This window comes from Bradyrhizobium sp. AZCC 1721 (genome assembly GCF_036924715.1).
Taxonomy (GTDB): Bacteria; Pseudomonadota; Alphaproteobacteria; order Rhizobiales; family Xanthobacteraceae; genus Bradyrhizobium.
In genome coordinates this window covers 4348457-4373639 of sequence record NZ_JAZHSB010000001.1, presented here as the reverse complement: position 1 = coordinate 4373639, position 25183 = coordinate 4348457, and the positions used below count along the sequence as shown (strand labels likewise).

Annotated in this window: 27 protein-coding genes; 19 read left to right on the top strand and 8 right to left on the bottom strand. The window is 63.5% G+C overall.

From position 1 onward, the window contains the following. The 3 genes from V1273_RS21035 to V1273_RS21025 all read left to right on the top strand — a co-directional run bounded on the left by V1273_RS21035 (position 1) and on the right by V1273_RS21025 (position 2189). The gene (locus tag V1273_RS21035; protein ID WP_334412249.1) at positions 1 to 360 is read left to right on the top strand and encodes a helix-turn-helix domain-containing protein; all 360 of its coding nucleotides are present in this window, start codon (positions 1 to 3) and stop codon (positions 358 to 360) included. Positions 361 to 473: 113 nt separating this feature from the next. Next, the gene (locus V1273_RS21030; RefSeq protein WP_334363220.1) at positions 474 to 1292 is read left to right on the top strand and encodes an aldo/keto reductase; all 819 of its coding nucleotides are present in this window, start codon (positions 474 to 476) and stop codon (positions 1290 to 1292) included. A gap of 114 nt (positions 1293 to 1406) precedes the next feature. Further along, complete coding sequence (locus tag V1273_RS21025) at positions 1407 to 2189, top strand: hypothetical protein (RefSeq protein ID WP_334410743.1); 783 nt, start codon at positions 1407 to 1409, stop codon at positions 2187 to 2189. Between the two features lie 59 nt (positions 2190 to 2248). Here the strand turns inward: V1273_RS21025 and V1273_RS21020 are convergent, their stop codons facing one another. Then, positions 2249 to 3043: a phytanoyl-CoA dioxygenase family protein gene (locus tag V1273_RS21020; RefSeq protein ID WP_442894099.1), complete on the bottom strand. Its 795-nt coding sequence runs from the start codon at positions 3041 to 3043 to the stop codon at positions 2249 to 2251. Positions 3044 to 3313: 270 nt separating this feature from the next. Then, complete coding sequence (locus V1273_RS21015; RefSeq protein WP_334381925.1) at positions 3314 to 3991, bottom strand: DUF599 domain-containing protein; 678 nt, start codon at positions 3989 to 3991, stop codon at positions 3314 to 3316. Positions 3992 to 4093: 102 nt separating this feature from the next. Here V1273_RS21015 and V1273_RS21010 point away from each other — a divergent pair, with 102 nt between their 5' ends. The 5 genes from V1273_RS21010 (at position 4094) to V1273_RS20990 (ending at position 6870) form a co-directional block, all read left to right on the top strand. After that, complete coding sequence (locus V1273_RS21010; protein ID WP_334410740.1) at positions 4094 to 4750, top strand: glutathione S-transferase family protein; 657 nt, start codon at positions 4094 to 4096, stop codon at positions 4748 to 4750. A 289-nt stretch (positions 4751 to 5039) separates the two neighbouring features. Continuing rightward, complete coding sequence (locus tag V1273_RS21005) at positions 5040 to 5243, top strand: hypothetical protein (RefSeq protein ID WP_108517906.1); 204 nt, start codon at positions 5040 to 5042, stop codon at positions 5241 to 5243. Between the two features lie 151 nt (positions 5244 to 5394). Continuing rightward, positions 5395 to 6144 carry a hypothetical protein gene (locus tag V1273_RS21000; RefSeq protein ID WP_334410739.1) on the top strand — a complete coding sequence of 250 codons (750 nt, stop codon included), beginning with the start codon at positions 5395 to 5397 and terminating at the stop codon, positions 6142 to 6144. A gap of 4 nt (positions 6145 to 6148) precedes the next feature. After that, positions 6149 to 6373, top strand: coding sequence for a hypothetical protein (locus tag V1273_RS20995; protein ID WP_334410738.1), 225 nt, complete (start codon positions 6149 to 6151; stop codon positions 6371 to 6373). Between the two features lie 56 nt (positions 6374 to 6429). Next, entirely contained in the window at positions 6430 to 6870 is a 441-nt protein-coding gene (locus V1273_RS20990) for a DUF1489 family protein (protein ID WP_334410737.1), read from the top strand. A 19-nt stretch (positions 6871 to 6889) separates the two neighbouring features. Here the strand turns inward: V1273_RS20990 and panC are convergent, their stop codons facing one another. Next, positions 6890 to 7741 carry a pantoate--beta-alanine ligase gene (panC, locus tag V1273_RS20985; protein ID WP_334363211.1) on the bottom strand — a complete coding sequence of 284 codons (852 nt, stop codon included), beginning with the start codon at positions 7739 to 7741 and terminating at the stop codon, positions 6890 to 6892. A 323-nt stretch (positions 7742 to 8064) separates the two neighbouring features. On the opposite strand from panC, the gene V1273_RS20980 reads away from it, so the two are divergent. Next, complete coding sequence (locus tag V1273_RS20980) at positions 8065 to 9000, top strand: division plane positioning ATPase MipZ (RefSeq protein ID WP_213286404.1); 936 nt, start codon at positions 8065 to 8067, stop codon at positions 8998 to 9000. A gap of 23 nt (positions 9001 to 9023) precedes the next feature. On the opposite strand, the gene V1273_RS20975 is transcribed toward V1273_RS20980, so the two are convergent. Beyond that, the gene (locus V1273_RS20975) at positions 9024 to 10106 is read right to left on the bottom strand and encodes a zinc-binding alcohol dehydrogenase family protein (RefSeq protein WP_334410736.1); all 1083 of its coding nucleotides are present in this window, start codon (positions 10104 to 10106) and stop codon (positions 9024 to 9026) included. A 106-nt stretch (positions 10107 to 10212) separates the two neighbouring features. Between V1273_RS20975 and V1273_RS20970 the strand changes: the two genes are divergently transcribed. The 4 genes from V1273_RS20970 (at position 10213) to V1273_RS20955 (ending at position 13906) form a co-directional block, all read left to right on the top strand. Continuing rightward, positions 10213 to 11001 carry a helix-turn-helix transcriptional regulator gene (locus V1273_RS20970; RefSeq protein ID WP_334410734.1) on the top strand — a complete coding sequence of 263 codons (789 nt, stop codon included), beginning with the start codon at positions 10213 to 10215 and terminating at the stop codon, positions 10999 to 11001. A 340-nt stretch (positions 11002 to 11341) separates the two neighbouring features. Continuing rightward, positions 11342 to 12241, top strand: coding sequence for an alpha/beta hydrolase (locus V1273_RS20965; protein ID WP_334363206.1), 900 nt, complete (start codon positions 11342 to 11344; stop codon positions 12239 to 12241). A gap of 104 nt (positions 12242 to 12345) precedes the next feature. After that, positions 12346 to 13110: a VWA domain-containing protein gene (locus V1273_RS20960; protein WP_334410733.1), complete on the top strand. Its 765-nt coding sequence runs from the start codon at positions 12346 to 12348 to the stop codon at positions 13108 to 13110. A gap of 67 nt (positions 13111 to 13177) precedes the next feature. Continuing rightward, entirely contained in the window at positions 13178 to 13906 is a 729-nt protein-coding gene (locus V1273_RS20955) for a DnaJ domain-containing protein (RefSeq protein ID WP_334363203.1), read from the top strand. Between the two features lie 255 nt (positions 13907 to 14161). Here the strand turns inward: V1273_RS20955 and V1273_RS20950 are convergent, their stop codons facing one another. Continuing rightward, positions 14162 to 16009, bottom strand: coding sequence for a serine hydrolase (locus V1273_RS20950; RefSeq protein WP_334410732.1), 1848 nt, complete (start codon positions 16007 to 16009; stop codon positions 14162 to 14164). A 397-nt stretch (positions 16010 to 16406) separates the two neighbouring features. Between V1273_RS20950 and V1273_RS20945 the strand changes: the two genes are divergently transcribed. Continuing rightward, on the top strand, positions 16407 to 16745 hold the full coding sequence (locus V1273_RS20945) for a phasin family protein (RefSeq protein WP_334368930.1): 339 nt from the start codon (positions 16407 to 16409) through the stop codon (positions 16743 to 16745). Between the two features lie 75 nt (positions 16746 to 16820). On the opposite strand, the gene V1273_RS20940 is transcribed toward V1273_RS20945, so the two are convergent. Then, entirely contained in the window at positions 16821 to 18470 is a 1650-nt protein-coding gene (locus tag V1273_RS20940; RefSeq protein WP_334410731.1) for a TadE/TadG family type IV pilus assembly protein, read from the bottom strand. A gap of 502 nt (positions 18471 to 18972) precedes the next feature. Between V1273_RS20940 and clpS the strand changes: the two genes are divergently transcribed. Both clpS and clpA read left to right on the top strand, forming a co-directional pair. After that, on the top strand, positions 18973 to 19305 hold the full coding sequence (clpS, locus tag V1273_RS20935; RefSeq protein ID WP_028345585.1) for an ATP-dependent Clp protease adapter ClpS: 333 nt from the start codon (positions 18973 to 18975) through the stop codon (positions 19303 to 19305). 266 nt (positions 19306 to 19571) lie between these two features. Further along, positions 19572 to 21974: an ATP-dependent Clp protease ATP-binding subunit ClpA gene (gene clpA, locus V1273_RS20930; protein ID WP_334363199.1), complete on the top strand. Its 2403-nt coding sequence runs from the start codon at positions 19572 to 19574 to the stop codon at positions 21972 to 21974. A 59-nt stretch (positions 21975 to 22033) separates the two neighbouring features. Here the strand turns inward: clpA and V1273_RS20925 are convergent, their stop codons facing one another. Together V1273_RS20925 and V1273_RS20920 are read right to left on the bottom strand one after the other, a co-directional pair. Beyond that, complete coding sequence (locus tag V1273_RS20925; protein ID WP_028345587.1) at positions 22034 to 22219, bottom strand: DUF1737 domain-containing protein; 186 nt, start codon at positions 22217 to 22219, stop codon at positions 22034 to 22036. A 77-nt stretch (positions 22220 to 22296) separates the two neighbouring features. Beyond that, a complete protein-coding gene (locus tag V1273_RS20920; RefSeq protein WP_334363198.1) occupies positions 22297 to 22653 on the bottom strand; it encodes a PilZ domain-containing protein in 357 nt (118 codons plus the stop codon). A gap of 286 nt (positions 22654 to 22939) precedes the next feature. Here V1273_RS20920 and V1273_RS20915 point away from each other — a divergent pair, with 286 nt between their 5' ends. The 3 genes from V1273_RS20915 (at position 22940) to V1273_RS20905 (ending at position 25182) form a co-directional block, all read left to right on the top strand. Beyond that, positions 22940 to 23842 (top strand): transglycosylase SLT domain-containing protein, encoded by a 903-nt coding sequence (locus V1273_RS20915; RefSeq protein WP_442894163.1) that lies wholly within the window; start codon positions 22940 to 22942, stop codon positions 23840 to 23842. 255 nt (positions 23843 to 24097) lie between these two features. Then, a complete protein-coding gene (locus V1273_RS20910) occupies positions 24098 to 24841 on the top strand; it encodes an AzlC family ABC transporter permease (protein WP_334363196.1) in 744 nt (247 codons plus the stop codon). Further along, positions 24838 to 25182, top strand: a complete 345-nt coding sequence (locus tag V1273_RS20905) for an AzlD domain-containing protein (RefSeq protein WP_334363194.1) — start codon at positions 24838 to 24840, stop codon at positions 25180 to 25182. Before V1273_RS20910 ends, V1273_RS20905 begins: the two co-directional genes overlap by 4 nt. Position 25183: the final 1 nt, after the last annotated feature.

The following is a 25183-nucleotide window of genomic DNA, read 5'->3' as shown; positions in this document are numbered from 1 at the left end:
ATGCAGCGGTTGCGGCTGAAAGCGGACGGGCGGATCGTCGAACTACGTGACGGGCAGGAGTTCCCGCTCGCGCCGACGATGCCCGTCCTCGCGCCGGCGCCGCCTTCAACCGCGACCGTCATGCCTGACGCAACGCCGGGCGAAACCGCCGCGCTGCCCGCCGTGCGCGACCTTCGTCGTCGCGCCTGCTTGACCCAGACCGAATTCGCGGCACGGCTGGGCGTGCCCGTCGAAACCATCCGGAATTGGGAGCAGGGCAAGCGCGTGCCGCGCGGACCGGCGCGGGCGCTGCTCGCGGTGATCGCCCATTCGCCGGAAACCGTGTTCGCTGCACTGGCCACGGAACCGGAGCCCGCCTAGCGCTTATTTGGCGCGTTTCTTCACGCGTACCGGAATTCGCTCCGCTCGAAGCGCTATCTGTTGGCACGGCTGTTTCCGCAGCCCATAATGGGAACGGTCCGCGGATGCAACCAATGCTATTTGTTGAAGCCAATGGCGCAAAAATCCCGGCGATCGGGCTGGGTACCTGGGAATTGCGTGGACGCACCTGCGCGCGGATCGTCGAGCAGGCATTGCGGCTCGGCTATCGGCACATCGACACTGCCCAAGCGTATGACAATGAACGCGAGGTCGGCGAGGGGCTGCGGGCTGCGGGCGTGAAGCGCGATCAGGTTTTTCTCACCACCAAGGTCTGGCCCTCGCATTTCGCGCCCCATGATCTGGAACGTTCCGCCAAGGAAAGTCTGGTGCGGCTGCGCCTGACCGAGGTCGACCTGTTGCTGCTGCACTGGCCGAACCCGCAGGTGCCGCTGGTGGAGACGCTGGGCGCGCTGGCACGGGTCAGGCAGCAGGGCCTCGCCCGCCACATCGGCATATCCAATTTCACCGTGGCCTTGATCGAGGAGGCGGTGGCGGCATGCCCGGAACCGCTGGTCTGCGACCAGGTCGAGTATCATCCCTATCTCGACCAGACCAAGGTGACGGAGGCTTGCGCACGTTACGGCATGGCGCTGGTGGCCTATAGCCCGGTCGCCAAGGGGCGCATCAAAAGCGATCGCGCGATGCAGCGGATTGGTGACCGCTATCGCAAGACGGCGGCGCAAATCTGCCTGCGCTGGCTGGTGCAGCAGGGCGTGGCGGCGATTCCACGTACCTCGAAACTCGAACGGCTCTCGGAGAACATCGAGATCTTCGATTTCGAGCTGTCGGACGAGGACATGCAGGAGATCTCCGCCATGGGAAGCGCCAGCGGCCGGCTCACGGATTTCGGCTTCGCGCCGAAATGGGATTGAGGAGCCGCGTCGCCGAACGCTATTCTGGCGACCGTAAGAGACGAACCTCATTTCGGTACGATGGAGCTGCGGCGGATCATACCTACTGAGATCACGGCGTCGGCAGTCGCACATGTGTCGCTGCTGACGCTGTTCCTGCTGTTTTCGGAGGTGCATCCGTTCGGCTCGGTGACCGCCGAGCAGGTCCCGGTCGAAATCGTTACGCCGCAGGAAATTCCCGAACAGCCCAATCCGGCCGAGCAGCAAGCCGCTGAGACCAGGTCGGAACCGGCGCCAATCCCGCAGCCCGATTTCTCGCTGCTGGAAACGCCTGCCGCGGCCAGTCCACCTCCGCCATCAGGGCAGCTACAGCCGTCCCCGCAGAAGCAGGCTGCGCTTGCTGCGCCGCGCCCCGTCCCGCCGCAGCCGATGGCACAGCCACCATCGCAACCGGCGGCGCCAGCGTACACGCCGCCCGAGCCGGATATCTCGATCAAATATCAGGTGCTGCTGGGTTTACCGCCCGACCTCCCGCTGCAGCCGCAAGCTCCGGCGCAAGCCCGCAACAAGGACGACGACAATTTCGATGGGCCGGCGACCGAAGCCGCCGACATCTCGAGCACGCTGATCGCGGAATTCCGGCGGCACCTCAAGACCTGCTCGAAACTGCCGGCCTCGCTGTCGGGCACCGACGACGTCAGGGTCAAGCTGCGTGTCCTGATGACGCCCGACGGCAGGCTCGCCGCGGAACCGATCCTGATCGAGGCCAGCGCCTCCATGAAGGGACCATTGCTGATGCAGGGCGCCATCCGCGCCCTTTCGGCCTGCCAGCCCTATGCCATGCTGCCGGTAGACCGCTACGGCGAATGGAAGGTGCTCGACCTCAGCTTTACGCCGCAGGATTTTACGAGCGGCTAGCAACTTTCGCGAATGCCGCCCGGTTCGGGGGTCCCAACCCGGACGGCATCGTTCGCTTCTCAGTCCGGGTTTTCCTGCAGCGCGCGCCGGATTGCCATTTCAATCGGCGAATATTCGCCATCCTCCCGTTCAAGCCGGATAGGTTCGGCCGGATGGAGGGGCGGCTGCGCCATGAAGCGTGGCCTCGAACCGCGATGCGGTTGCGCGGCGTGGATCAGGAAGGGATGACATAGATAGACCGTGCCGGCCTTTCCGACGGCCAGCGCTTCCGGCAGATCGGCCGCCACGTCGGCGAGCATCAGGTGCGACATGCCGGCTTCTCCCGCAGGTTCGAGCAGTCGCGCCATATCGAGGTGCGAGCCCACCCGGATACGGGTCGGCGCATCCAGTTCACCAATATCGGAAAACAGGAAGAGCATCAGCAGCGCGCGGCCACGCGACGTCACGTTGACTCGCCACGAGGCGAAATCGTTGCGCTCGTTTGGATCGTCCGACGGGCCGGGGAAGCTGAGGTCGACGTGCCAGCCAGTATCGCCGGGATCCTCGGCATGCGGGAAGCGCACCGGAAAACTGCCGAGGTCCGCGCGCGGCCACCAGCGGCCGCTTCCGACGAGCTGATCGAAGGCTGCGTGGAGCATCGGCGTGTTCACTGCTTTCCGAAACGGCTCCTGTCCGTAGTAGCCGAGCCGGATCACCGGCTGCGTCCAGGTCTTCTTGTCGAAGGGATCGCATCCGGTGTCGCGCCAGAGAATGGCGCGGCCTTCCTCGGCAAGCTGCTCGGGGAAAGCGTTGTCCAGTCGGACAAACCCGTCTTGAACAAACTGGTTCAGTTGTGCGTCGCTGAGCGCGCGCACGTGTCGCTTGGTATTCGAAGGCATGAAATCCTCATATCGCTTGGCCAGCCAGCATCATCGCGCGCAGCGAGAATGGGGCGGCTCATTCGGTCCTTTGAATCGCGCTGGCGCCGAAAGCGGCACCGACGCGCTCGTTTCCGCCCGCCGGCGCGGGCAAGCCGTTAGCGGCTGAGGAAAAAGGCCGAAGCGATATTGAAGATGCGGATCATCATCATGGTGGCCGGAGGAATAACACAGGTGGATTGAGGCATCAATAAAGCCGCCGGCCCGTCAGTTCCCCATCGCGCGCCAGGCGTTCGAGGCGAACTGCCGCCGCCAGGTCACGATCACGACGAGTGCGGTCGTAATCAGCAACAGCCAGGGGCTGACGAACCAGCCGAGATAGCCGAGCGCAAAGAAGAATGCGCGCTGGCCGCGGTTGAAATGCCGTCCCGCCGCCTCGAACAGGCGCGTCGTGCGCATGACATGGGCTTCTGCTTCCGCCGTGTCGCGCTGCGACGAGGGCGGCATCGCGCCGAGCAGGATCGCGACATAGTTGAACAGGCGATACGACCAGGCGAATTTGAAGAAGGCGTAGATGAAGATGAGGATCAGCCCGACGCATTTGATCTCCCAGAGCGCGGGCGAGGGGGTGAGATCGACCGGCAACTCGCGAAGCACGGCCAAGGCGTCGTTGGTCGCCCGCAGCAGCGCCAGCGCGCCGCCGATCGCGATCAGGCTGGTGGAGGCGAAGAAGGCGGTGCCGTTTTGCAGCGAGGCCATGATCTGCATGTCGACCATGCGTGCCTCGCGATCGAGCATGTTGCGCACCCAGACCTCGCGGTAGGTATTCATGCGCGCCGACAGGCTGTCGCGGCCGTAAGCGGTGTGTTCGAGCGTGAAGCCATAGGCCAGCCACTCGACGACGAAGAAGGCGACGGCGGCGATATCGACCCAATAGGCGCCCATGTGGCGGCATCCCCGATGATGGCTTGTGCGATCGTGATGTACAGGTTGGACGTGTGCGGCGCACTATGGCAACATGCCCGTCCCAACAGGATTTCCCCGCTAATGTTGAAACTGGTCATCGGCAACAAGAACTATTCGTCATGGTCGATGCGGCCATGGCTGGCGCTGCGCGCCAATGACATCCCCTTTGAGGAGGTGTTCATCCCGCTCTACACCAACGACAAGGCGGACAAGGACCGGATCCTGAGCTTTTCGGATTCAGGCAAGGTGCCGACGTTGATCGATGGCGATGTCACGGTGTGGGATTCGCTCGCAATCATCGAGTATCTCGCCGAGAAATACCCGCAGGCGAAGCTGTGGCCGGAAGACCGCGCCCGCCGGGCGCATGCGCGTTCGATTTCGGCGGAAATGCATTCGGGATTCATGCCGCTGCGCAACGAATGCGGCATGAACCTGCACCGCCCGATCGGTGCCGTCGATCTGTCGGACGATGCACGCGCCAATGTGGCGCGCATTCAGGAGATCTGGTCCGATTGTCATCGCCGTTACGGCAAGGATGGACCGTTCCTGTTCGGCGCGTTCGGCGGGGCAGACGCGATGTTTGCGCCGGTGGTGCATCGCTTCCGCACCTATGCGATCGAAGTGGAGGGCGAGGCGAGGCACTATTCCGATGCGATGATGTCGTTGCCGGCATTCCAGGAATGGACCCGCGCCGGCCTTGCCGAAACGCTTGTCATCGATCGGTTCGAGACGGTCTGACGACGGAGCGAGCCGGCGGGGTGCTGCGCTCCGCCCGCGGCTTGCGGCCCTCGATCAATCCGCCGCCGGACTGTCCGATTTTGGGAAAGACGGCTTCGATGCCGGGTAGGCGGATGACCGGGAACCCCCTGGATTGGCGTTTATCGCCCTGAAAAACATGCAGAATTTGCGCATTTGCCATGCCTCGATGCCGCTGGCTTTTGGGCGATGGCCTGTGCTAGGTTGTCACAGGGTTCTCAAGTCGGCCGAAAGCTAGCGGGACCGTGAGCGCGGCCGGCGTTCTTGCGTAATGGAGAGGGCGTTGAAGCATAAGTACTCCGTTGGAGAGACTGTCTATTTTACTGCCAGCAACGTGGCCCGACCGGCCGCCAGCGGCACCTATGAGGTGATCCGGCTGCTGCCGACTGATGGCGACGACTGCCAGTATCGCATCAAAAGCTCGACCGAAGCTTTCGAACGGGTCGCCAAGGAAAGCCAGCTCGCGATTTCCTGAAACAGTTGTGCGCAAGCAGCCGGCTGACGGAGTTCCGTTCAAAGCGCCGTCAAAAGGCCCCGTTCGCAGAACCATTCTGCCGAAAAGCGAATGCGATAAAGACGCATTCGCCTTTCGATCGCGTTTGATGCTGCGTTGAGGGACACTGCGCATGAACTGGGCTTGGGCTGCTTCGCTGGATCAGATCTGGCGCTCGGCGAACCTTCCGCTGTACCTGACGCTGGCCACGGCCGGCTTTGTCGGGCTTGTGGTTCTGATCACGCTGCTGCGCTCGGAGAGATCCGTGGCCAACGGCGTGCTGGCGCTCATCACGCTGCTGGCGATCGGCGTCGCGGGAGCCGTGACCTTCCGCGGGTTCGGCACGGCAAACGCGGTTCAGCCGGCGGAGGCTCGGCCGGTTCTGACGGCCACCGCCGCATTGCCGCAGCTTTCCTGTATCGACGAGCTTGCCGGTGATGCCGTGCTGGCCGCGTGCGAGAAGGCGCTGTTCGGTTCGGCCGAGTCGGTGGCGGCGGCGGTCGCCTACGCCGCCTCGCAGATCACCCTGTTGACCTCGCTGGGCGATGTCGCCACCGCGAACAAGGGGGCCGGCTCCGATTTGCTGGCGCTGCGCCGCGCCGTCGAGCGCGACCGTTACGGGTTGATGGCCTATGTGCTGACCGCGCGCGACCGCTGTACGCCAGCGGCCTGCCGCGCGTTCAGCTCGCTGACCGACACGCGCCAGGTCGCGGCCAACATGGAAGACCGTGTCTACGAAAGCCTGGTCATGCGCCACGCGGCGTCGTGGAACGCGCCGCCGCAGACTGCGGCCGGCATGATGGCGGCGCTACCGCCGTCCCAGCCGACGGGGAAGCCGACCAATGCCGAATTCCCGACCTCGGCCTCTACTCCGCGCGGTTAGCATCATGACGCCCGAGCCGCCGGCGAAGCCGTCGCCATCGGCCACTGCTGCGCCGGCATCGCCAGCCGCGCCGCGACCGGCCGCGGCGACACCGCCGTCGCCTGCGCCTTCGCCCGCACTCGCGGCTGCCAAGAAGCCGCCGCCGGCGCCGAAGCGGCCGTCCCCGTCCACTGCGGCGCCGGTCCAGCTCGCGCCGTCGGCTTCGGGGGCTGCCGACAACGAGCAGTGATCTCCGCAAGGAGTGATCTTTTCAAAGCGCGCTTGGGCCGCTACATCGGCGGGATCATGCCGCTTCATCTCATCAAGCTCGCCGTTGGCTGCGAGTCGGTCAAAGAACTCAAAGGGTGGGTTGCCGAACGGATGGCAACCGCCAAGAAAAAGGGCCTGCCGCTTCGTCACGTCCACATCACGCGGATGACGCCGAAGCGCGACGGCGAGATCCTCGCCGGTGGTTCGCTCTACTGGGTCATCAAGGGTGAAATCGCCGCCCGCGAAAAGATCATCGCGATCGAACCGTTCCGCGACAAGGACGGTATCGGGCGGTGCCGCCTGGTGATGCAGCCCAAAGTGTTTGCAGTCTCACCGCGGCCGATGCGCCCGTTCCAGGGCTGGCGCTATTTGACCGAGGACGCAGCACCCCCGGACCTCAGCAAATCCTCCGCCGCAAGCGTCGCCGCTATGCCGGAACCGATGCGGCGCGAATTGCGCGATCTGGGGCTGCTCTGACCGGGGCTGCGGCTACGCCCTAGACGCCGATGTTATCGATCAAGCGGGTCGTGCCGAGCTTCGCGGCGACGAGGATCCGCACCGGTCCGTCCTTGATCGATGCGATCGGCGCCAGCGTCCCGGCGTGGCGGGCCTCGAAATAGTCCAGCGCGAAGCCGGCGGCGGTGATCAGTTCGCGGCCGACCGCCATCGCCGCCTCGAAATCCTCGCCTGCCTTCAGCCGTTTTGCGCTTTCCTTCATGGCGCGATGGAGCGTCGGTGCCGTCTGCCGTTCCTCGGCCGAGAGGTAGACGTTGCGCGAGGACATCGCCAGCCCATCGCGTTCCCGCACCGTGCGCGAGCCGATCACCTTGACGCCGAGGTCGAGATCGGCGGCCATCTGCGTCACCACCCGCAGTTGCTGAAAGTCCTTCTCGCCGAAGATCGCGACGTCCGGCCGGACCTGCGTGAACAGTTTGCCAACCACGGTGGCGACGCCGCCGAAGAAATGCGGTCGGAAACGATCCTCGAGCCCGGCGGTGGCCGGACCTTCGGGCACGATCCTTGTGGCGAAGCCGTCCGGGTACATCGCCTTGACGTCCGGATTCCAGACCAGGTCGACCTTCTCGGCGGTGAGTTTGGCGAGGTCGGCCTTCCAGGTGCGCGGGTATGAGCCGAAATCCTCCGTCGGCGCGAACTGCGTCGGGTTAACGAAGATCGAGACGACGACTTTCTGTGCGCGACGCTTGGCGAGCCGGACCAGCGACATGTGTCCGTCATGAAGCGCACCCATGGTCGGCACCAGCGCGACGGCGGCCTTGCGGGCGCGCAAGGCCTCGACAGCGCGGCGCAATGCGGGAACGGTACGGACGACCATGGGACTTCGCGACATCTGGCCTCGATCTCTTGCAGCTTGTGACGGGGTGAGGGGGCCGGTGGCCCCGATACTTTCGGCGGGCGCGCCGACCTTATAAGGCCAGAGCTTTGCCGCCAAGGTTACTCGGGAATGGCAAGCCTGCGGCAGCTCAAACGCGAAAGCTAGATGTGTCCGCCGCGCTGATCGAAAAGGCTGCGAGCAGATCGCTGCAACGGAACGAAATCCGCACCATCGGATTCATGATTAAGACACACCGCGAGCGAATTGAATGCGTCGTCACGCATTTCACTTGACCGCAGCCGCGCTGTGATTTGAAGATATCGAGCGGGGGTTGAATCATGTTGCTTCAGGCGAGTCAGGGTCAATTTGGTTCGGCGCATGTCGTCGTGCTCGGCAACGAGAAGGGCGGTTCTGGAAAATCCACCACCGCCCTGCATATCGCAGTTGCCCTGCTGAAGGCCGGGCAGCGCGTCGCCACCATAGACCTCGACTGCCGCCAGCAGAGTTTTACCCGCTACATCGCCAACCGGAGCGCGTGGGCCCGCCGCACCGGTCTCGATCTCGAAATCCCCGTGCACTATTGCATTAAGCTCGGCGAGACGATGCAGATCGCCGACAACGAAAACTCCGAGTTCCAGCAGTTCGCGGCGGCGGTCGGCACGGTCGAGCGCGCTTTCGACTTCATCGTCATCGATACGCCCGGTTCGGACTCCTACCTGATGCGGCTGGCGCATTCGATGGCCGACACGCTGGTGACCCCGATCAACGACAGCTTCCTCGATTTCGATGTGCTCGGCACGGTCGATCCCGCAACCTACACGGTAACCGGCGAGAGCCATTATGCGGAGATGGTGCGCGACACCAGGCGCAAGCGCCGCCAGCTCGACGGCGCCACCACCGACTGGATCGTGGTGCGCAACCGCTTGTCGATGATCGGATCGCGCAACAAGCAGCTCGTCGCCGACAGCCTGAAGGACCTGTCGCTGCGGCTCGGCTTCCGTTCCATCGATGGATTCGCCGAGCGGGTGGTCTACCGCGAATTCTTCCCGCGCGGACTGACGGCCCTGGACAACATCGACGAGGCTACCCTCGGCACCCGGCCCAGCATGGGCCATGTCACGGCACGCGAGGAAGTGACCAGCCTGTTGCGCCAGCTCAAGCTGCCGCTCGACGAGCGCGGCCGCCGCCGCGCCGCCAACCGCGCTGAATGGTTCACCCAGGTCGACAAGCCGCTCGAAGTCCACGACATCATTGGCGATATCATCAGCGCCTGATCTCCATCGGCAGCCGGCTCAGCCTATCGCGGCTGGATGACCGTCATTTTGAACGGACCACCGTGTGCGGCGGCATGCGCGACCGCCTCGTTGGCGCGGTCCAGACCGAACACGGTGATCTCAAAATGATCGAGATTGACTAGGCCGGCGCAGATCAGGCCGGTCATCAGCGCGGCCGCATGCGGTGGGTACATCCATTGCCCCCGCAGGGTGATGCAGTTTCGCATCATCCAGGGGTAGGGCAGATCGAGGCCGACGTCGCCGAGCAGGCCGACGCCGCCCATCAGCACCACCCGGCCGTAAGGCCGCACCGCCATGATGGCGGTTCGCACCTGCGCGGCGTTGGCCGCCGGCGGGAGGATGTCGAGCACGCAGTCGATCGGGCCGGGCGCCGCCTGCAGGATGCGGGCGCGATCGTCGGCCTCGTGGCCACGCATCGGCACGGTCCGGACGCGCCCACCGAACCGCCGCGTTAGCTCAGCCAATGCCTGCTCGTTCCGCCCGGTCGCGACCACGCATTGCGCGCCCAGCCCCAATGCGACGGCGACGGCCGCGCTGCCGAAGCTGCCGGTGGCGCCGTTGACCAGCGCGATCTCTCCGGCTTGCAGTTGTGCGGCAAGGAAGCCGCCGAAGGGTACAAGCAAGGTGCCGAGCGCACACCAACGACCTGCATCCTTCTCATCGATGTCGCCGATCGGAACCGCGTTTTCGGTCGGCACGCGCATCTGCTCGGCCCAGGCGCCATTGTGGAAATACCGTTGCAGGTGCAGCCCGCTCTCGCTGCCGGCGGTGAGGCCCTGCAGGGCGATGTCGGGCGATAGTGCGTTGTCGCGCGAGCGCACGGTCGGATCGCAATAGACCCAATCGCCGGGGCGAAGGCGGGTCGCGTCGGGGCCGGTGGTCCGGACACGGCCGATCGCGCCGGGGCCGGGCACCATGGGTAGTTCCATCAGGTATTTCCGCTGCCCGCCGAGCACTTCGTTGGCATAGGCCAGCACGCGGCTCGCCATGACGTCGACGATAACCTCGCCGGTGCCGAGCAGCGGGTCGGGAAGGGTCTCGATCGCAAGCGGCGATCCGAACGCGTTCAGAACGGCAGCCTTCATGGGGCCTCCTCGTTTCGATGAAGCCGAATTCTCGCAGGCTTCATCGCCCCAACAAGACCTGGTATTATCCTAGGACTAAGGAACCCTTCCTCGGGGCGCGGCGCGCATGGCAGAACCAGGCACGAATTCAAGGCAAAGCGAACTCGGCGACTTCCTGCGCTCACGGCGGCAGAAGCTGACTCCGAAGGCGGCCGGCCTGCTGCCCGGCGGCCGTCGGCGGCGCACGCCCGGCCTGCGGCGGGAGGAAGTGGCCGACCTCGCCGGTATCGGCGTCGACTGGTACATCCGTCTCGAGCAGGGACGATCCGTCAGCCCCTCGGCAGCAACGATCGATGCGCTGGCGCGCGCGCTGCGGCTGACCAGGGCCGAACACCGGCATCTGCGAGAGCTGACGCAAAATGCCGACCGGCGCGCCTTTGTCCGCGAGACCGTTCCGCCCGCCGTCCGCCGCACCGTCGAGCAACTCAACCTGCCGGCCTATGTCACCGGCCGGCGCTGGGACATTCTCGCCTGGAATGCAGCCGCCGACGAAATCTTTGCGTTCAGCCGGCTTGCGGAAGCCGACCGCAACAGCCTGCTCTCGGTACTGACCAATCCCGCGACGAGGCGGCTGTTCGGTGCGTCATGGGCGGACGAGGCCCGGCGCATGGTTGCCCAGTTCAGGGCGACGCATGACCTGTGGGCCGGCGATCCAGCCTTTCGCGATCTGCTAGCGCGACTGCGTGAAGGCTGTCCGGAATTTATCGGCTGGTGGGAAGCCCACGACGTTAGCGGCGTCGCGGCAGGACGAAAATCCTTGACCCATCCCAAGAAGGGCCGACTGAAATTGGAGTATGCGAGTTTCCAGGCCAATGACGACCCGGCCTTGAAGCTTGTCATCTACATGACGGTCTAAGTCACTGGTATTTCTGCACCGTGATGCACCGTGACGCAGCGGGTTCCCGGGAACTTGGGCGGCACTACGCCGTTACTTGGGCGTCACTACGCCATTTTCATTAGACTTTTATCGGATGCTCGAACCGAAGCTTGAAAGGAAACGTCATAAAGTAAAAAGGAGGCCGAATTTGTGGAAATGAGCGGCCGCATAATTGATGGATGCACCGCACAATGATCAGGCGGTCAATACACAACATTTGGCCTTTATGTCACGCCATCGTGACATATATCATCAACAAGGGACCGAAAGAGTCTCAAACAGGGTTGAGCCCCTAGCGGGCGCGAGGACGAAGACAAATATGAAACGTGGAATTCTCGTTCTGCTTTCACTCTCCGTGCTGGTCGCAGTCGCGTTTTTCACCGCGAACAAGTGGGCGATCCGGCACGAGACAATCGCGTTTCATGATCCCGTCCGCGACAATCGTCTGGTGGCGGTCAGCATCGCCGTTCGCCGCGACAAGGAAATGCAGGCCAATGCCGGCTTGATCAAGCTGCCGGTTGCGATCCTCAATCACGGCAACACCGTCAAGAACACCGAGTATTCATTCCTGTCGACCGTGTTCGCCTGGCGCGGCTATCTTGCGGTCAGCCCGCAGCACGATCTACCGACCGATCCGCCGATGGTGACCAAGATCGGTGAACCCTATGTCGGCCGTTTGCCGCAGATTCAGCGCGGCGTCGCCAACATCCATTTCGCTGTCCACGAAATGAAGAAGATCCAGCCTAATGCCGACTATGAAAAGGTGACCATGGTCGGCCATTCGATGGGCGGCGACATCTCGATGTATTTCGCCAAGCAGTATCCCGACGAGATCAAGAAAGTCGTGACGCTGGACAATTTGCGCGTGCCGTTCCTGACCGACGGCAAGTTCAAGATCCTGTCGTTCCGCTCCCAGGACACGCATTTCAAAGCGGACCCCGGCGTCGTGCCTGACGACGAGCAATGCGAGCAGGCCGGCATCACCGTCGTGAACACTGGCTTCCAGCACAACGATATGCGGGACACCGGCCCTGACGCAGCCAAATCCTCGATCCAGTCGATGCTCGACAAGTTCCTAGACGAATCCGACAAGAGCGGCACGTTGAAGCCCGTGCCGACCAAGATACCGGACGTTCTGACCAGCAGCCCTGGACCGGTGCCGCTGTCCGTGCCGTTGGCCAGCAACCCAGCGCCGAAGAACAAGTCCGTCACGAACTAGGCAACTGACCGCTATCGTGCGTTTGCGGCTGCGCCACCGTCCGGCGCATTGACCGGCGCCGTGCACCGTCCCACATAGAGCTTGCTACATACTCGCGAGCGCTCATGGCCGGCGAACCCATCAAGCCAAAATCGGCAGGCGATGTTGCTTCGGCAAAGGCCGAGACACGTAAAGGCGGTCCATTGCCGGAGGCCAAGCCGTCGGCGTCGGAGGACATCGCAGCCTTCGTGGCGAAAGCGCGCGCGATGTCGCCGCACCGCCCGGGCGCCAGGGGAAAACTGGTGTTTGCGCTCGACGCCACCATGAGCCGGCAGCCGACCTGGGACATGGCCTGCGCGCTGCAGGCCGACATGTTTCGCGAGGCGGCCTCGCTCGGCAGCCTCGACATAAGGCTGGTCTATTACCGCGGCTTCAACGAATGCCGCGCCACGGGCTGGATCTCCGATTCCGCGCAACTGGCAAGGTTGATGAGCAAGATCGATTGCCAGGGCGGCAACACTCAAATCGGCAAGGTGCTGTCGGAGGCGCGCCGCGAGGCGGTGGCGTCCGGCGTGCGCGCCGTGGTGTTCGTCGGCGATGCCATGGAGGAATCCGTCGACGACCTCTGCGCCAAGGCCGGCGAACTCGGCCTGCTCAAGGTACCCGTGTTCATGTTCCAGGAAGGCCACGACCCGACCGCCGAGCAGGCGTTCCGGGAGATTGCGCGGCTCACCGGCGGCGCATGGTGCAGGTTCGACCCCGGCGCCGCGGCGCAGTTGCGCGAACTGCTGCGCGCCGCCGCAGCCTACGCCGCCGGCGGGCGCGAAGCGCTGCTGCGGCTGTCGAAGACAACAAGCGGCGCGGCCGCGCTGATCGGCCAGATGAAGTGATTACGACTTTGGTTGCGACCAGGCCCAGCGTCATGCTTTTCGGCGCCAGTGCCGCTATATTGGAGCCATGGCAACCCTGATTGCCGGCGTTATCGCCGTTGTCGTTCTGTACTTGCTGCTGCAGATGTTTCGTGCAGCCAACCCGGTCGTGCTCGCGCGCGTGATCAAGATCGTGGGCGGCGTGGTGGCGCTGGCGGTCGCAGCTTTCACCGGGCTGCGCGGCGAGCTTGCGGTGGCAATTCCGCTCGGCATCTTCGGCGCCGGCCTGCTCGGCTGGTCGCCGTTCGGGCCGGGCGGCTTCAGCAATATCGGCGGGATCTTCGGCGGCGGCGCGCAGCGTTCGTCGGGGCAGGCCTCGCGCGTCCGCTCGCAGTTTCTTGACATGAGTCTCGATCACGACAGCGGCGAACTGTCGGGGCGGATCGTGGACGGGCCGAATGCCGGGCGTTCGCTCGGCGAGTTCGATCTGCCGCAATTGATCGCGATGATACCGGCCTTCGACGCCGAGAGCGTCGCCTTACTTGAAAGCTATCTTGACCGCCGGTTTCCCGCTTGGCGTCAGAACGCGCAAGGCGATGCGGCAGGGGGGCAGCGCCGCACGGCGGCGAGCGGAAAAATGACGGACGAGGAAGCCTATCAGATCCTTGGCTTGCAGCCGGGGGCGGGGCGTGACGACATCAGCCGGGCGCACCGCGCCCTGATGAAGAAACTGCATCCCGACCAGGGGGGCTCGACGTACCTCGCTGCCCGCGTAAACGAGGCCAAGGATACTCTTCTTCGCACGCATTCTAGCTAACTCCGGCTCACGCCACCGACGCTACAAACCGCGAGTTGCTTCCATGCCGTTCTCTGACTGACGCCCCATATCGCCCGCCGTTGTCCGGCGTGGTCGATCGTTCATTGCAGGGAAACCTAACCGGAAATTCTTGACGAGAAGTTTTCGCGGACCGCCTAGGGCGTGATCTCGCGAGAGCCGTTGCGACTGTGTTTGGAAAACAACAAAGCCGGCACTTGCGGCGCCGGCTTTGCCAGATTCAAAGAACCGTCCAGATCAGTTGCGAACGGTCATGCAGGAAATGTCGGCGCGCTTGAGGGTCTTGCAAACCGCTTCAGCCTGATCGCGATCGAGACCGGCGAAGCGGGCCCGATAGAGCGTGCGGTTGTCCTTGGCGACCACCGGCTCGGTGAACGGATCGGCCTTGCTGAGCAGCGCGCTGGCCTTGGTGCGGACGAGATCGATCCGCTGCTTGGCCTCGCTTTCGCTTTCGAGCGCACCAACCTGAATGATCCAGCCGGTGCGGACCACGGCCGGCGCGGCCGGCTTGACGGCGCTGTTCTGCTGGACGGCGGGTGGCTGGGTGTGGGGTGCCGGATCGGCATAGGCCAGCGCCTGCGAGTGCGGGGCTTGCGAGGGGGGCTGTGTCAGGCTGGAAGCGGGCAACACGCCGAGCACGCCTTGTCCGGTACCGTGATTGGCCGGCTGCGGCGGCATCGCGACCCTGGCGGCTTCGGCCTTGGTCTCCGCGACCTTTGCGACGACGGCGCTGGAGGTCTCGGCGATTTCAGGGCGGGCCGGAATGGTGTTGGTGATCGGCGGCGCCGCGGGCTGCGAGGGGCCGGCTGAAGCGAGCTTCATCGGTCCAGCCTTGACCTGAACCGTCTTGACCCTGACCGGCTTCATCGGCTCGGCCGAACCGGGGATCGCTGATATCGGCTGGGTCTGGATGACGCCGTTGGTCAATGGTGCGGGTTCGGGCCTGGCTTGCTGCTCGAACTTGCTCTGTTCGACCTTGGCGGGCGGCGGGGGCAGGGCAGCGGCTGCGGCCGCCATCAGCGACGGCTTGGCCGGCGCGATCGAGCGGGTGGCCGGCATGGCGGCGAGCCCCGGCTCGGCGGCGGCGAGGGCGCCGCCGGACTGGGCCGTTTCGGCCGGACGCGCAACGGTCTCGGCTGCGGCGACATCGACGGTGCCGTCGGCGGGATTGCGCTCGGTGATCGCAACGACGGTGCGCTTGGTCGCGCCCTTCTCGAGGTTTTCGGCCAGCAGGTTGCGCATGGTGGCATCGCGCGAACCGCCGCTGCGGCCGCCCAGAACCACGCCGATCAGGTGGCGGTTGCCACGGCGCATCGAGCTTACGAGGTTGAAGCCGGACGCGCGGGTGTAGCCGGTCTTGATGCCATCGACGCCTTCGACATTGCCGAGCAGGCGATTGTGATTGCGGATCGACTGTCCGCGATAATTGAACACCGTGGTCGCGAAGTAGCGGTAGTAGCGCGGGAAGCGATCCTGGATGGCGCGGCCGAGGGTCGCCTGATCGCGCGCGGTGGTCAGTTGCTCGTCGTTGGGCAGGCCGGAGGCGTTGCGATAGGTGGTTTTGCTCATGCCGAGCGCGCGCGCCTTGCGCGTCATCAGCCTGGCGAATTCGGCTTCATCGCCGGCAATCGCTTCGGCGACCACGACGGCGGCGTCATTGGCGGAACGCGTCACAAGGCCCTTGATGGCGTCCTCGACCTTCAGGGTCTGGCCCGGGCGCAGGCCGAGCTTGGTCGGCGCCTGCTCGGAGGCGTGCTCGGAGACTTCCATTTCGGTGTCGAGCTTCATCTTGCCGGATTCCAGGCGCTCGAACAGCAGATAGAGCGTCATGATCTTGGTCAGCGACGCCGGGCGCCGGATGCCGTCGGGATTGTTGGAGGCGAGCACCGCGCCTGAATTGCCGTCGACGATGATGGAGGAGAATTGCGGGCTGTAGCTTTCGCGCGCGACGTGATGGTGGCGGCGGTGCTTGGAGCGGCGCGCCTCGGCGCTCTCGCTCGAGATCAGTATTGCTGTCGTGAAGGTAACCAGTCCGAGGGCGCACATTCGCAATGCGCGCGAGGAAGCCAAGGTTGTACGAAGCATTTACTTCCCCGTCCCAATTTCTGTCTTGATCACCGGCTCGTGAGGCAAAATTGTGCCCACCAGCCGCCGATGGTTCCCCGTTCGAAGCGCCGGTCCGGCCATGACGCGAGGCTGGAGTGGCCGATCAGGTCGCTGTTCAGCTAAGATGCTGTTCACAAACAGCTTTCGATCTGTCTGTCGGAAGACGAACAAGTCCAGGAATCAGGTTAGGCGGAGCGAGTTTCCAAAAGATTAATTAACCGTTGCGTAAGACCCCGGGGTTTTCGTTAATCGACCGTATTTGTGCGCCGCACAAGAATCCTTGACTTTATTGTGCGGTGCACATATAGGGGCGTTGTGGTCAGGGAGCCGGGACCTCCCGGCAATAGGAACGCTCAGTCAGGGAAAGGACTCCATGATGGTCAAAATTGAAGACATTCAGAACTACGGCAAAGAGCATCTCGAATCGGTTGCCGCTTCCGCAACCAACGTGCAGAGCGGCGTTCAGGCGATCGCCACCGCATACGGCGACTACGCCAAGAAATCGTTCGAAGACACCAAGTCGTTTGTCGAAAAGCTCTCCGGCGTGAAGTCGCTGGACAAGGCGCTCGAAGCCCAGACCGAATTTGCGCGTTCTTCCTACGAAACCTTCGTCGCGGAATCGCAGAAGATTGCCGGCCTCTACACCGACCTCGCCAAGCAGGCCTACAAGCCCTACGAAGGCCTGGTCGCGAAGTTCTCCCCGGCCGCGCACTAATTCGCGGCTCCCTATTTCGAAAACAAAAAGCCCGGCCGTAACGGCCGGGCTTTTTTCGTGAGCTTTTTGCGGCGCTTATTTCGCGACGCGGAGCCTGGAGATTTGCGTGAGGATGTTCTTGAATGCATCCGAAGTCTGAGTGGCGCTCGTGATCATCTGGAAGCTGCCATCGGGAGTCGCGCACTCCTTCAGCACCTGGGACTCCGCATCGGCGCTATTGATGTTGACCTGAATCGTGAACACCGTGACGGGGTGCAACTTATCATCCCTGATGTTCTGGCAGAGGATCTTCTGACGGGCGTCAATGCTCGACGTGGATGAACTCCAGCGGTTTTGGGTGTTCAGTCCGTCGGACAGCAGGACGATGAAGTCCTGGTAGACGTAGTTGGCTTCTTTCGGTGGCGCCTTGATAGGGCCATTATCCGTACTGACGGATTGCCAGCCCCATGCCAGACCCACCGCCTGGTTGGTATTGCCGCTGGCAACCATGGCGTTGATCTGATCCTTGAGAGTTTGAAAATTCTCGCTCATCGGTGTCACCGTTGAGTCAAGGCATTGAGACCACTGTTCCGCATAGAACTGCGTTGATGGGCTGCCGCCACTTGATCCCGGTGCGATGTTCGTCGTGTCGTAAGCCTGGTCGCGATCGTTGATGCAGCCGGTCCAGGTGCTGCGCGCGGGCCTTGCTGGCGCCGTCGCCGCGGTGTCATCACCACGCCAAAAGTGACAGACCTTGCTTGAGCCGCTCCCGAAGCACGTGCATCTGCTCGGGCCGAATGCTCCGCAACTTGCGCTCGAGCCGGTCGTGGTCGTGTAGCACCCATTGTAGTAAATGTTGGCTTTGCCGGACACCTTTTGGCCGTTATCGAGGCCAGGGCAGATGTAGCCGTTCGAAGGTATTTTGCTTCTCGTCTGAGCTCCGCTTTGTGTTGCGGGCCTGTCCATACAAACAAAGCCGTGCGTGCTTTTCGAGAAAGGACAGTCCGAACCAGCTATGGCCGTCCTGAAGGCATTATTAATGCTTTTGGATTTGTCGTTCAGAATCGGAGGCTCAGCCTCCCACTCTGCCCAATTGATCCATGACGCATCGACATTCGCGGTGCCGACATTGACGTCTTTCGCGAACGGGATGATGGAGATGTAAACGTCGCCGGTCTTCTTCCAGTATTTGGACAGGTCCGTGATCATGTCCGTGGCGGCTTTTTGCATGGCCCCCATCTTGCCATTCGCATCCATCGACCCGGTATTATCCAGCACCAGCGCCACGCGCATGCGCTTGCTGCCCCAGGCCGAAGTGGAACTGGTATTGAAGTCCAGGGTCGGGAAGCCGGCGATCCGCATGAGAGTGGTATCCACCGCGCCGGAGCCGTTGACCAGGATGGTCGCGCCGTTGCCGGAGGTTGGGGTATAGCTTGCCTTGATCGTGACCGACTTGGCGTCCGTGGTATAGAGGGCCTTGAAATACGCGTCTGCCTTCTCCGAGATTTCAGAGGCCTGGATTGTGCCCTCGGTCAGGTCCTTCGCCAGCATCAGCGCGGTGGAATCGAGGGCGGCCTGCATCGAGGAGCGGGCGCTGTTGGCGCGGGTGTAATCAACCGCTGCGCCGACGAAAGCGATGATCGGGATTACCGCGATCCCGAACAGGATCGCGATGTTGCCGTCATTGGCGCCGGCAAACCGGCTGGCAGCCGTGCGAAAGCGACGGAATGCGACTGTATCGAGCATGGCCTCACCGCAAATGTGATTTCTTGCGGGCATTTCCGCCCGGGCCGCTAAACAGGCGGTAAACCGGTTCCGCCAAAAACGGGTCAAACCCGGTGCACCGCCAGACCGGTCGCCAAAAGACCCCGGCATGCTCAACGGCGGCTAAACGGGCCGTCGCCGTCCTTTGTCAAATCCGTGAGAAACGATTAACCTTGCTCCGGATAGCCGAGCCGGGAATCGGGCCGGTCAAGGGACGTGGCAGGGCAACATCAGTGCGCTTGCGGCGATCCGGCGGCGGACCCATATTCCAGGTGCCGATCCGGCCAACGGGTCGGACCGGGAGCGGCGATCTGGAATAAGCGTTACTGGGTACCAGGCGGTGGCTCACCTCAGAGCCGATCGCGTGTGGGCCAGGATGCGCCCTCCGGTCATCCCTTTTGGAATTTCGAACGCCTGAGCCATGTTGCAGCCAACCTTCAAAGCTTGTCCGTCCGTGCCGGCAAAGTCACCCTCTGCTCCCCGAATGAGCAATGACGAGAACCGCAACGCCGGAACCGGCGGACCATCAACATCGGTCATCACCAAGGTCAAGCCGAAGACCAAGCGTCCGAACCTCTATCGGGTCCTTATTTTGAACGACGACTACACGCCGATGGAGTTCGTCGTTCATGTGCTGGAGAAGTTCTTCCAGAAGGACGCCGAAGCGGCCACCAAGATCATGCTCCATGTCCATCACCACGGGATCGGTGAGTGCGGCGTTTTCACCTACGAGATTGCCGAGACCAAGGTCACGCAGGTGATGGACTTTGCGCGCAAGCACCAGCACCCACTGCAATGTGTGATGGAAAAAAAATAGCCGCGCGTGGCTCGCGATCCGGCCGGAAATAAGGAACGGGATTGCATGGATCGGTGTTGATGGACGCCGACCGTATTCCCGGCAGTTTTTTCAGGGGAGAGGTCGCGTGCCGCCGCCGTGGTGCCGCGAATTTAGAGGAAAACCACGCTTGCGGAACCGGTCTTTCGCCACGATCGTGTGTAACTATATGACAGGGGATGACGAAGGTTGTTGTTGCCTCACCGGGTAATGGCGATCATGATGACCGGGGGCCATAGAGGACGCGAATGCCAACTTTTTCCCAAAGCCTTGAACAATCCCTGCATCGTGCATTGGCGATTGCAAACGAGCGCCATCATCAATATGCGACGCTCGAACATCTTCTGCTGTCGCTGATCGATGACTCGGATGCGGCTGCGGTGATGCGCGCGTGCAGCGTCGATCTCGACAAGCTGCGCACCAGCCTCGTCAATTATCTCGAGACCGAATTCGAAAATCTGGTGACTGACGGCGCCGATGACGCCAAGCCGACGGCCGGTTTCCAGCGCGTGATCCAGCGCGCGGTGATACACGTCCAGTCATCGGGGCGCGAGGAAGTCACCGGCGCCAACGTGCTGATCGCGATTTTCGCGGAGCGCGAAAGTCACGCCGCCTATTTCCTGCAGGAGCAGGACATGACGCGGTACGACGCGGTCAACTACATCAGCCATGGCATCGCCAAGCGGCCGGGCGTCTCCGAAGCGCGCCCGGTGCGCGGCGTCGACGAGGAGACCGAGACCAAGGGCAACGAGGACGCCAAGAAGAAGGGCGAGGCGCTCGAGACCTATTGCGTCAACCTGAACAAGAAGGCGCGGGACGGCAAGATCGATCCGGTGATCGGGCGCAATGCCGAGATCAACCGCGCGATCCAGGTGCTGTGCCGCCGCCAGAAGAACAACCCGCTGTTCGTCGGCGATGCCGGCGTTGGCAAGACTGCGATCGCGGAAGGGCTCGCCAAGCGCATCGTCGACAGCGAGGTGCCGGAAGTGCTGGCTGCGGCCACCGTATTCTCGCTCGACATGGGCACGCTGCTCGCGGGCACGCGGTATCGCGGCGATTTCGAGGAGCGGTTGAAGCAGGTGTTGAAGGAGCTGGAGGCGCATCCGAACGCCATCCTGTTCATCGATGAGATCCACACCGTGATCGGAGCAGGGGCCACCTCCGGCGGCGCAATGGACGCGTCCAACCTGCTCAAGCCGGCGCTCGCCGCGGGCAACATCCGCTGCATGGGCTCAACCACCTACAAGGAATATCGCCAGCATTTCGAGAAGGACCGCGCGCTGGTGCGCCGTTTCCAGAAGATCGACATCAACGAGCCGACGGTGGAAGACGCGATCGCGATCCTGAAGGGCCTCAAGCCTTATTTCGAGGATTACCATCGGCTGAAATACACCAATGAGGCGATCGAGGCGGCCGTGCAGCTCTCCTCGCGCTACATCCACGACCGCAAGCTGCCCGACAAGGCGATCGACGTGATCGACGAGTCCGGCGCGGCGCAGATGCTGGTCGCCGAGAACCGGCGCAAGAAGACGATCGGCATCAAGGAAATCGAGACTACGATCGCGACCATGGCGCGGATTCCGCCCAAGAGCGTGTCAAAGAACGATGCCGAGGTGCTGAAGCACCTTGAGCAGACCTTGAAGCGCGTGGTGTTCGGCCAGGACAAGGCGATCGAGTCGCTATCCGCCGCGATCAAGCTGGCGCGCGCCGGCCTGCGCGAACCGGAAAAGCCGATCGGCTCCTACCTGTTCTCCGGTCCGACCGGCGTCGGCAAGACCGAAGTTGCAAAACAGCTTGCGGCCTCGCTCGGTGTCGAGCTGCTTCGCTTCGACATGTCCGAATATATGGAGCGGCACACGGTGTCGCGTCTGATCGGCGCGCCTCCTGGCTATGTCGGCTTCGACCAGGGCGGCCTGTTGACCGATGGCGTGGACCAGCATCCGCACTGCGTGGTGCTGCTCGACGAAATCGAGAAGGCGCATCCGGATCTCTACAACGTGCTGCTGCAGATCATGGATCACGGCCGGCTGACCGATCACAACGGCAAGCAGGTCAACTTCCGCAACGTGATCCTGATCATGACCACGAATGCGGGCGCTGCCGACCTCGCGCGCCAAGCCTTCGGCTTCACGCGCAACAAGCGGGAAGGCGACGACCATGAGGCGATCAACCGCCAGTTCGCGCCGGAATTCCGCAACCGGCTGGACGCGATCGTTTCGTTCGCTCACCTCAACGCCGACGTCATCGGTATGGTGGTGGAGAAGTTCGTGCTGCAGCTCGAGGCGCAGCTCGCCGACCGCGACGTCACCATCGAGCTGTCGGAACCAGCCAAGGCCTGGCTGATCGAGCATGGCTACGATGAGCAGATGGGTGCGCGGCCGATGGCGCGCGTGATCCAGGAGTACATCAAGAAGCCGCTCGCGGACGAGGTGCTGTTCGGTCAGCTCAAGGGCGGCGGCCATGTCCGCGTCGTGCTGGTCAAGGACGCCGAGGGCAAAGACAAGATCGGCTTCGAGTTCGTCGAGGGCCCGGTCACGCCGAAGCCCGAGAAGCTGCCGGGGGCGCGCAAGCGCAAGCCGAAGCCGGGCGGCCCCAACGGGGGCGGCGGCTCCAAGGGGCCTGCGTCCAAGGGACCGCTGGTCAAGGCATAAGCGGCCTCAATCCGAAACGAAGGGCCGGCGCGTCGCAAGACCGCCGGCTTTTTGATGCCCTAACTGCCCGGCCAAACCAACGCTTGGGCGGCCACGACATATTCACCGTTGAACGTCACGGAAGGCGAGCCATACAGCACATATCCGAGCTCAATTGCCTCGGAAACGCGCCGGCAGAAGGCAGCGTCATCCTTGCCGGTCAGCAGGCGATAGACGGGCAGGTCGTCTGGCGGTTTTGGAGACATGCTAACTCCAGCAATACCGTGGTTGGGCCGCGGCACCGTAAGTCGTCAATGGTGTTGCGTACAAGACCCGTCGGCGCTCAGCGCTCGCCGAGCAGTTCGTCGATCCGCCGCTCGAGTTGCCGCTTCTTGATCTCGCTTCGGCGCAGCCGCTCCTCGAGATCGGAGACCGGCTCGGCCGGGCTTTGACCATAGAATGCGACACCGACGAAATTGTCGCGCCACCAGATGACCCTGGCGAGGAAGGAGCGACCCTTGCGCGCGATGCGCAGCGAGAGCTGCTCTTTCGGCACCTGGATGTCATTGCTGAACTCGATGGTCGCGCCGTGATCGGAGATGTTGCGGACGATGCATTCGCGCGTCGCGCCGTGTTCGCCGATCTCGGCGACGCCGCCATACATCACCTTGTCGCGCACGCTCCCGCGCCGGTCCTGCATTGAAAGTTCTCCCAAAAAAGTGAGGAGACTTTTACCCCGCTTTGTTGCCCGTAAAAGTCCGGCCGCCGCAAAATGCGGCGTTAACGTAAATTAACGCCGGTTCCGATGGCGGGGATTTCGGAGCAATTGCAACGCAAAAAAGGCGGCGCGCAGCGGAAAGGCGGCGGATCCACCTGCAAGCCATGATCGTTTGACCAACGTTTCCACCGCAATACGCATTCCCGGATTGCGAACTGCCATGCAAAGAGGTCGGCTTCTTCGCGCCCTATGGTGCACGCTGTTGCTTTTGTCCTCGATTGCGAACGTCCGCGCCGAGGACGCGGGTGAGGCTACCCGGTCGAGCGCGACGGCTAGCCAAAAGCCGACCACCGCGCGCGAGAGCGAGGCGCGCGAGGCGATGTGCCTGATGATCGAGTCGGCGGCGAGGGCCTCGGACCTGCCGCTGGAGTTCTTCGCGCGCGTGATCTGGCAGGAGAGCCGCTTTCAGTCCGATGCGGTCGGGCCGGTGACGCGCAGCGGCGCGCGGGCGCAGGGCATTGCGCAGTTCATGCCGGGAACGGCGAACGAGCGCGGCCTGCTCGATCCCTTCAATCCCGTGCAGGCGCTGCCGAAGTCGGCCGAGTTTCTCGACGAGCTGCGCAACCAGTTCGGCAATCTCGGGCTCGCCGCCGCGGCGTACAATGCCGGCCCGCGGCGGGTGCAGGAATGGCTGGCCGGCACTGGTGGGATGCCGCAGGAAACCCGCAGCTACGTGATCGCCATCACCGGCTCCACGGTCGAGGAGTGGGCCGCGGCGGGAAAGGGCGGCAAGCAGCCCCAACGAATCCCGACATCGAGCTGCCGCGAATTGATGGCGCTTTTGAAACAGGCGCCCAATCCCTTTATCGCCGGGCTGGAGCAGCGCGTGAAGCTCGCCGCCGCGAAGGTGTGGGGCGTGCAGCTCGCCGCCGGCTTTTCCCGCGACAAGGCGCTTGCGATGTATGGGCGCGCGGTCTCGCGCCTTTCGAGCGCGATCGGCAATCGCGACCCCAGCATTCTCGCCTCGCGCCTGCGCAGCCGCGGCCCGGCGACGTTCTACCAGGTGCGCTTCGGCGCCGACACGCGCGGCGAGGCAGACGACCTCTGCAACCGCATTCGCAAAGCAGGAGGCGCGTGTTTTGTGCTGAGGAACAGGGGCGTGCCGGGGTGATGAGACCAGATTACGGGGCTTGATCCCGTCATTGCGAGAAGCGCTAGCGACGAAGCAATCCATCTATCAGGTATGCCGCGCTACGGATTGCTTCGCGGAGCCTGTCATCGGGCGCGCATACGCGCGACCCGGTGGCTCGCAATGACGGGGAAACGGCTTACCGACGCATAACAGCTCTGTAGCTAGATTCCTTGACGCAAGGGGCTTTCGCCAGCCCTATGCCCCGCGACGATTCAATCCTCCATCCGGTCATCCGTGGCGCTACCTCCACTCGAGTCTCCCCAATGGAAAAGCCCCATTCGCGCCTTCGCATGGGGCATGAGTTCGGTCGCATCCACCGTGCTGACGCTGGTGCTGTTTGCGACCTATCTCGGCATCGGCGCGCTGGCCCATGACAGCCATTTCAGCCTCGGCTGGGTGCTCGGCAGCACGTTGCTGGTATGGGCTGGTCCGGCGCAGATCATCCTGATTTCGACGCTCGGCTCCGGGGCGACCGCGGTGCAGGCGGCGATTGCGGTGACGGTGAGCGCGATCCGGCTGTTTCCGATGGTGGTATCGGTGTTGCCGCTGATGAAGACACCCAAGACCAGGCGCCGCCACCTCGTGCTGGCGACGCATTTCATTGCCGTCACGCTTTGGGTCGAATGCTATCGGCTGCTGCCAAAGGTGCCGCGCGAGCGGCGGATTGCGTTCACGCATGGCCTCGGCTGTGGGCTGGTCACCGTCTGCATGATCGCGACTACGTTTGGTTATGCACTTGCTGCCAAGCTGCCGCCGCTGTTTGCGGCGGCGATCCTGCTGCTGACGCCGCTGGCGTTCCTGCTTTCGACGGCGCGCAACTGCAAGCAGATATCGGATGTGCTGGCGCTGGTGCTGGGGCTTTCGTTGTTTCCGCTGGTGTCGATGCTGCATACCGGCGTCGACATCCTGATCAGCGGCGTCACCGCCGGCAGCATTGCCTACGGCGTGCACTGGTGGCGGGAGAGGGCGCGCGCATGAGCGAATTTTTCGGCAGCCCGCACGCGCTGTTGGTCCTGGTGCTTGCAGGTTTCCTGCCCAACGAGATCTGGCGCATGGCCGGGCTTTGGTTAGGCGCCGGCGTCGACGAGGGCTCGGAAGTCCTGGTGTGGGTGAGGGCGGTGGCGACCGCGATTCTCGCCGGGGTCATCGCGCAAATCCTGGTGCAGCCGCCGGGCGCGCTGGCCGGCGTGCCGGACTGGCTGCGCTACGGCGCGGTCGCGGCCGGCTTTGCGGTGTTCATGCTGACGCGGCGCTCGATCTTTGCCGGCGTGGTCTCTGGCGAGATCATCCTTCTGGCCGGCAAATGGTGGCTCGGTTGAT

What these genes read in the sequence shown, in the direction of transcription:
- V1273_RS20925 (WP_028345587.1), bottom strand. Translation starts at nt 22,219, where the DNA reads ATGTCTCCAAAACCGCCAGACGACCTGCCCGTCTATCGCCTGCTGACC.
- panC (WP_334363211.1), bottom strand. Translation starts at nt 7,741, where the DNA reads ATGTCGCGAAGTCCCATGGTCGTCCGTACCGTTCCCGCATTGCGCCGC.
- V1273_RS20965 (WP_334363206.1), top strand. Translation starts at nt 11,342, where the DNA reads ATGAAACGTGGAATTCTCGTTCTGCTTTCACTCTCCGTGCTGGTCGCA.
- V1273_RS20960 (WP_334410733.1), top strand. Translation starts at nt 12,346, where the DNA reads ATGGCCGGCGAACCCATCAAGCCAAAATCGGCAGGCGATGTTGCTTCG.
- V1273_RS20995 (WP_334410738.1), top strand. Translation starts at nt 6,149, where the DNA reads ATGACGCCCGAGCCGCCGGCGAAGCCGTCGCCATCGGCCACTGCTGCG.
- V1273_RS20945 (WP_334368930.1), top strand. Translation starts at nt 16,407, where the DNA reads ATGGTCAAAATTGAAGACATTCAGAACTACGGCAAAGAGCATCTCGAA.
- V1273_RS20905 (WP_334363194.1), top strand. Translation starts at nt 24,838, where the DNA reads ATGAGCGAATTTTTCGGCAGCCCGCACGCGCTGTTGGTCCTGGTGCTT.
- V1273_RS21015 (WP_334381925.1), bottom strand. Translation starts at nt 3,991, where the DNA reads ATGGGCGCCTATTGGGTCGATATCGCCGCCGTCGCCTTCTTCGTCGTC.
- V1273_RS21030 (WP_334363220.1), top strand. Translation starts at nt 474, where the DNA reads ATGCTATTTGTTGAAGCCAATGGCGCAAAAATCCCGGCGATCGGGCTG.
- V1273_RS20970 (WP_334410734.1), top strand. Translation starts at nt 10,213, where the DNA reads ATGGCAGAACCAGGCACGAATTCAAGGCAAAGCGAACTCGGCGACTTC.
- V1273_RS20940 (WP_334410731.1), bottom strand. Translation starts at nt 18,470, where the DNA reads ATGCTCGATACAGTCGCATTCCGTCGCTTTCGCACGGCTGCCAGCCGG.
- V1273_RS20955 (WP_334363203.1), top strand. Translation starts at nt 13,178, where the DNA reads ATGGCAACCCTGATTGCCGGCGTTATCGCCGTTGTCGTTCTGTACTTG.
- clpA (WP_334363199.1), top strand. Translation starts at nt 19,572, where the DNA reads ATGCCAACTTTTTCCCAAAGCCTTGAACAATCCCTGCATCGTGCATTG.
- V1273_RS21005 (WP_108517906.1), top strand. Translation starts at nt 5,040, where the DNA reads ATGGAGAGGGCGTTGAAGCATAAGTACTCCGTTGGAGAGACTGTCTAT.
- V1273_RS20950 (WP_334410732.1), bottom strand. Translation starts at nt 16,009, where the DNA reads ATGCTTCGTACAACCTTGGCTTCCTCGCGCGCATTGCGAATGTGCGCC.
- V1273_RS21035 (WP_334412249.1), top strand. Translation starts at nt 1, where the DNA reads ATGCAGCGGTTGCGGCTGAAAGCGGACGGGCGGATCGTCGAACTACGT.
- V1273_RS21010 (WP_334410740.1), top strand. Translation starts at nt 4,094, where the DNA reads ATGTTGAAACTGGTCATCGGCAACAAGAACTATTCGTCATGGTCGATG.
- V1273_RS20980 (WP_213286404.1), top strand. Translation starts at nt 8,065, where the DNA reads ATGTTGCTTCAGGCGAGTCAGGGTCAATTTGGTTCGGCGCATGTCGTC.
- clpS (WP_028345585.1), top strand. Translation starts at nt 18,973, where the DNA reads ATGAGCAATGACGAGAACCGCAACGCCGGAACCGGCGGACCATCAACA.
- V1273_RS20975 (WP_334410736.1), bottom strand. Translation starts at nt 10,106, where the DNA reads ATGAAGGCTGCCGTTCTGAACGCGTTCGGATCGCCGCTTGCGATCGAG.
- V1273_RS21000 (WP_334410739.1), top strand. Translation starts at nt 5,395, where the DNA reads ATGAACTGGGCTTGGGCTGCTTCGCTGGATCAGATCTGGCGCTCGGCG.
- V1273_RS20920 (WP_334363198.1), bottom strand. Translation starts at nt 22,653, where the DNA reads ATGCAGGACCGGCGCGGGAGCGTGCGCGACAAGGTGATGTATGGCGGC.
- V1273_RS20990 (WP_334410737.1), top strand. Translation starts at nt 6,430, where the DNA reads ATGCCGCTTCATCTCATCAAGCTCGCCGTTGGCTGCGAGTCGGTCAAA.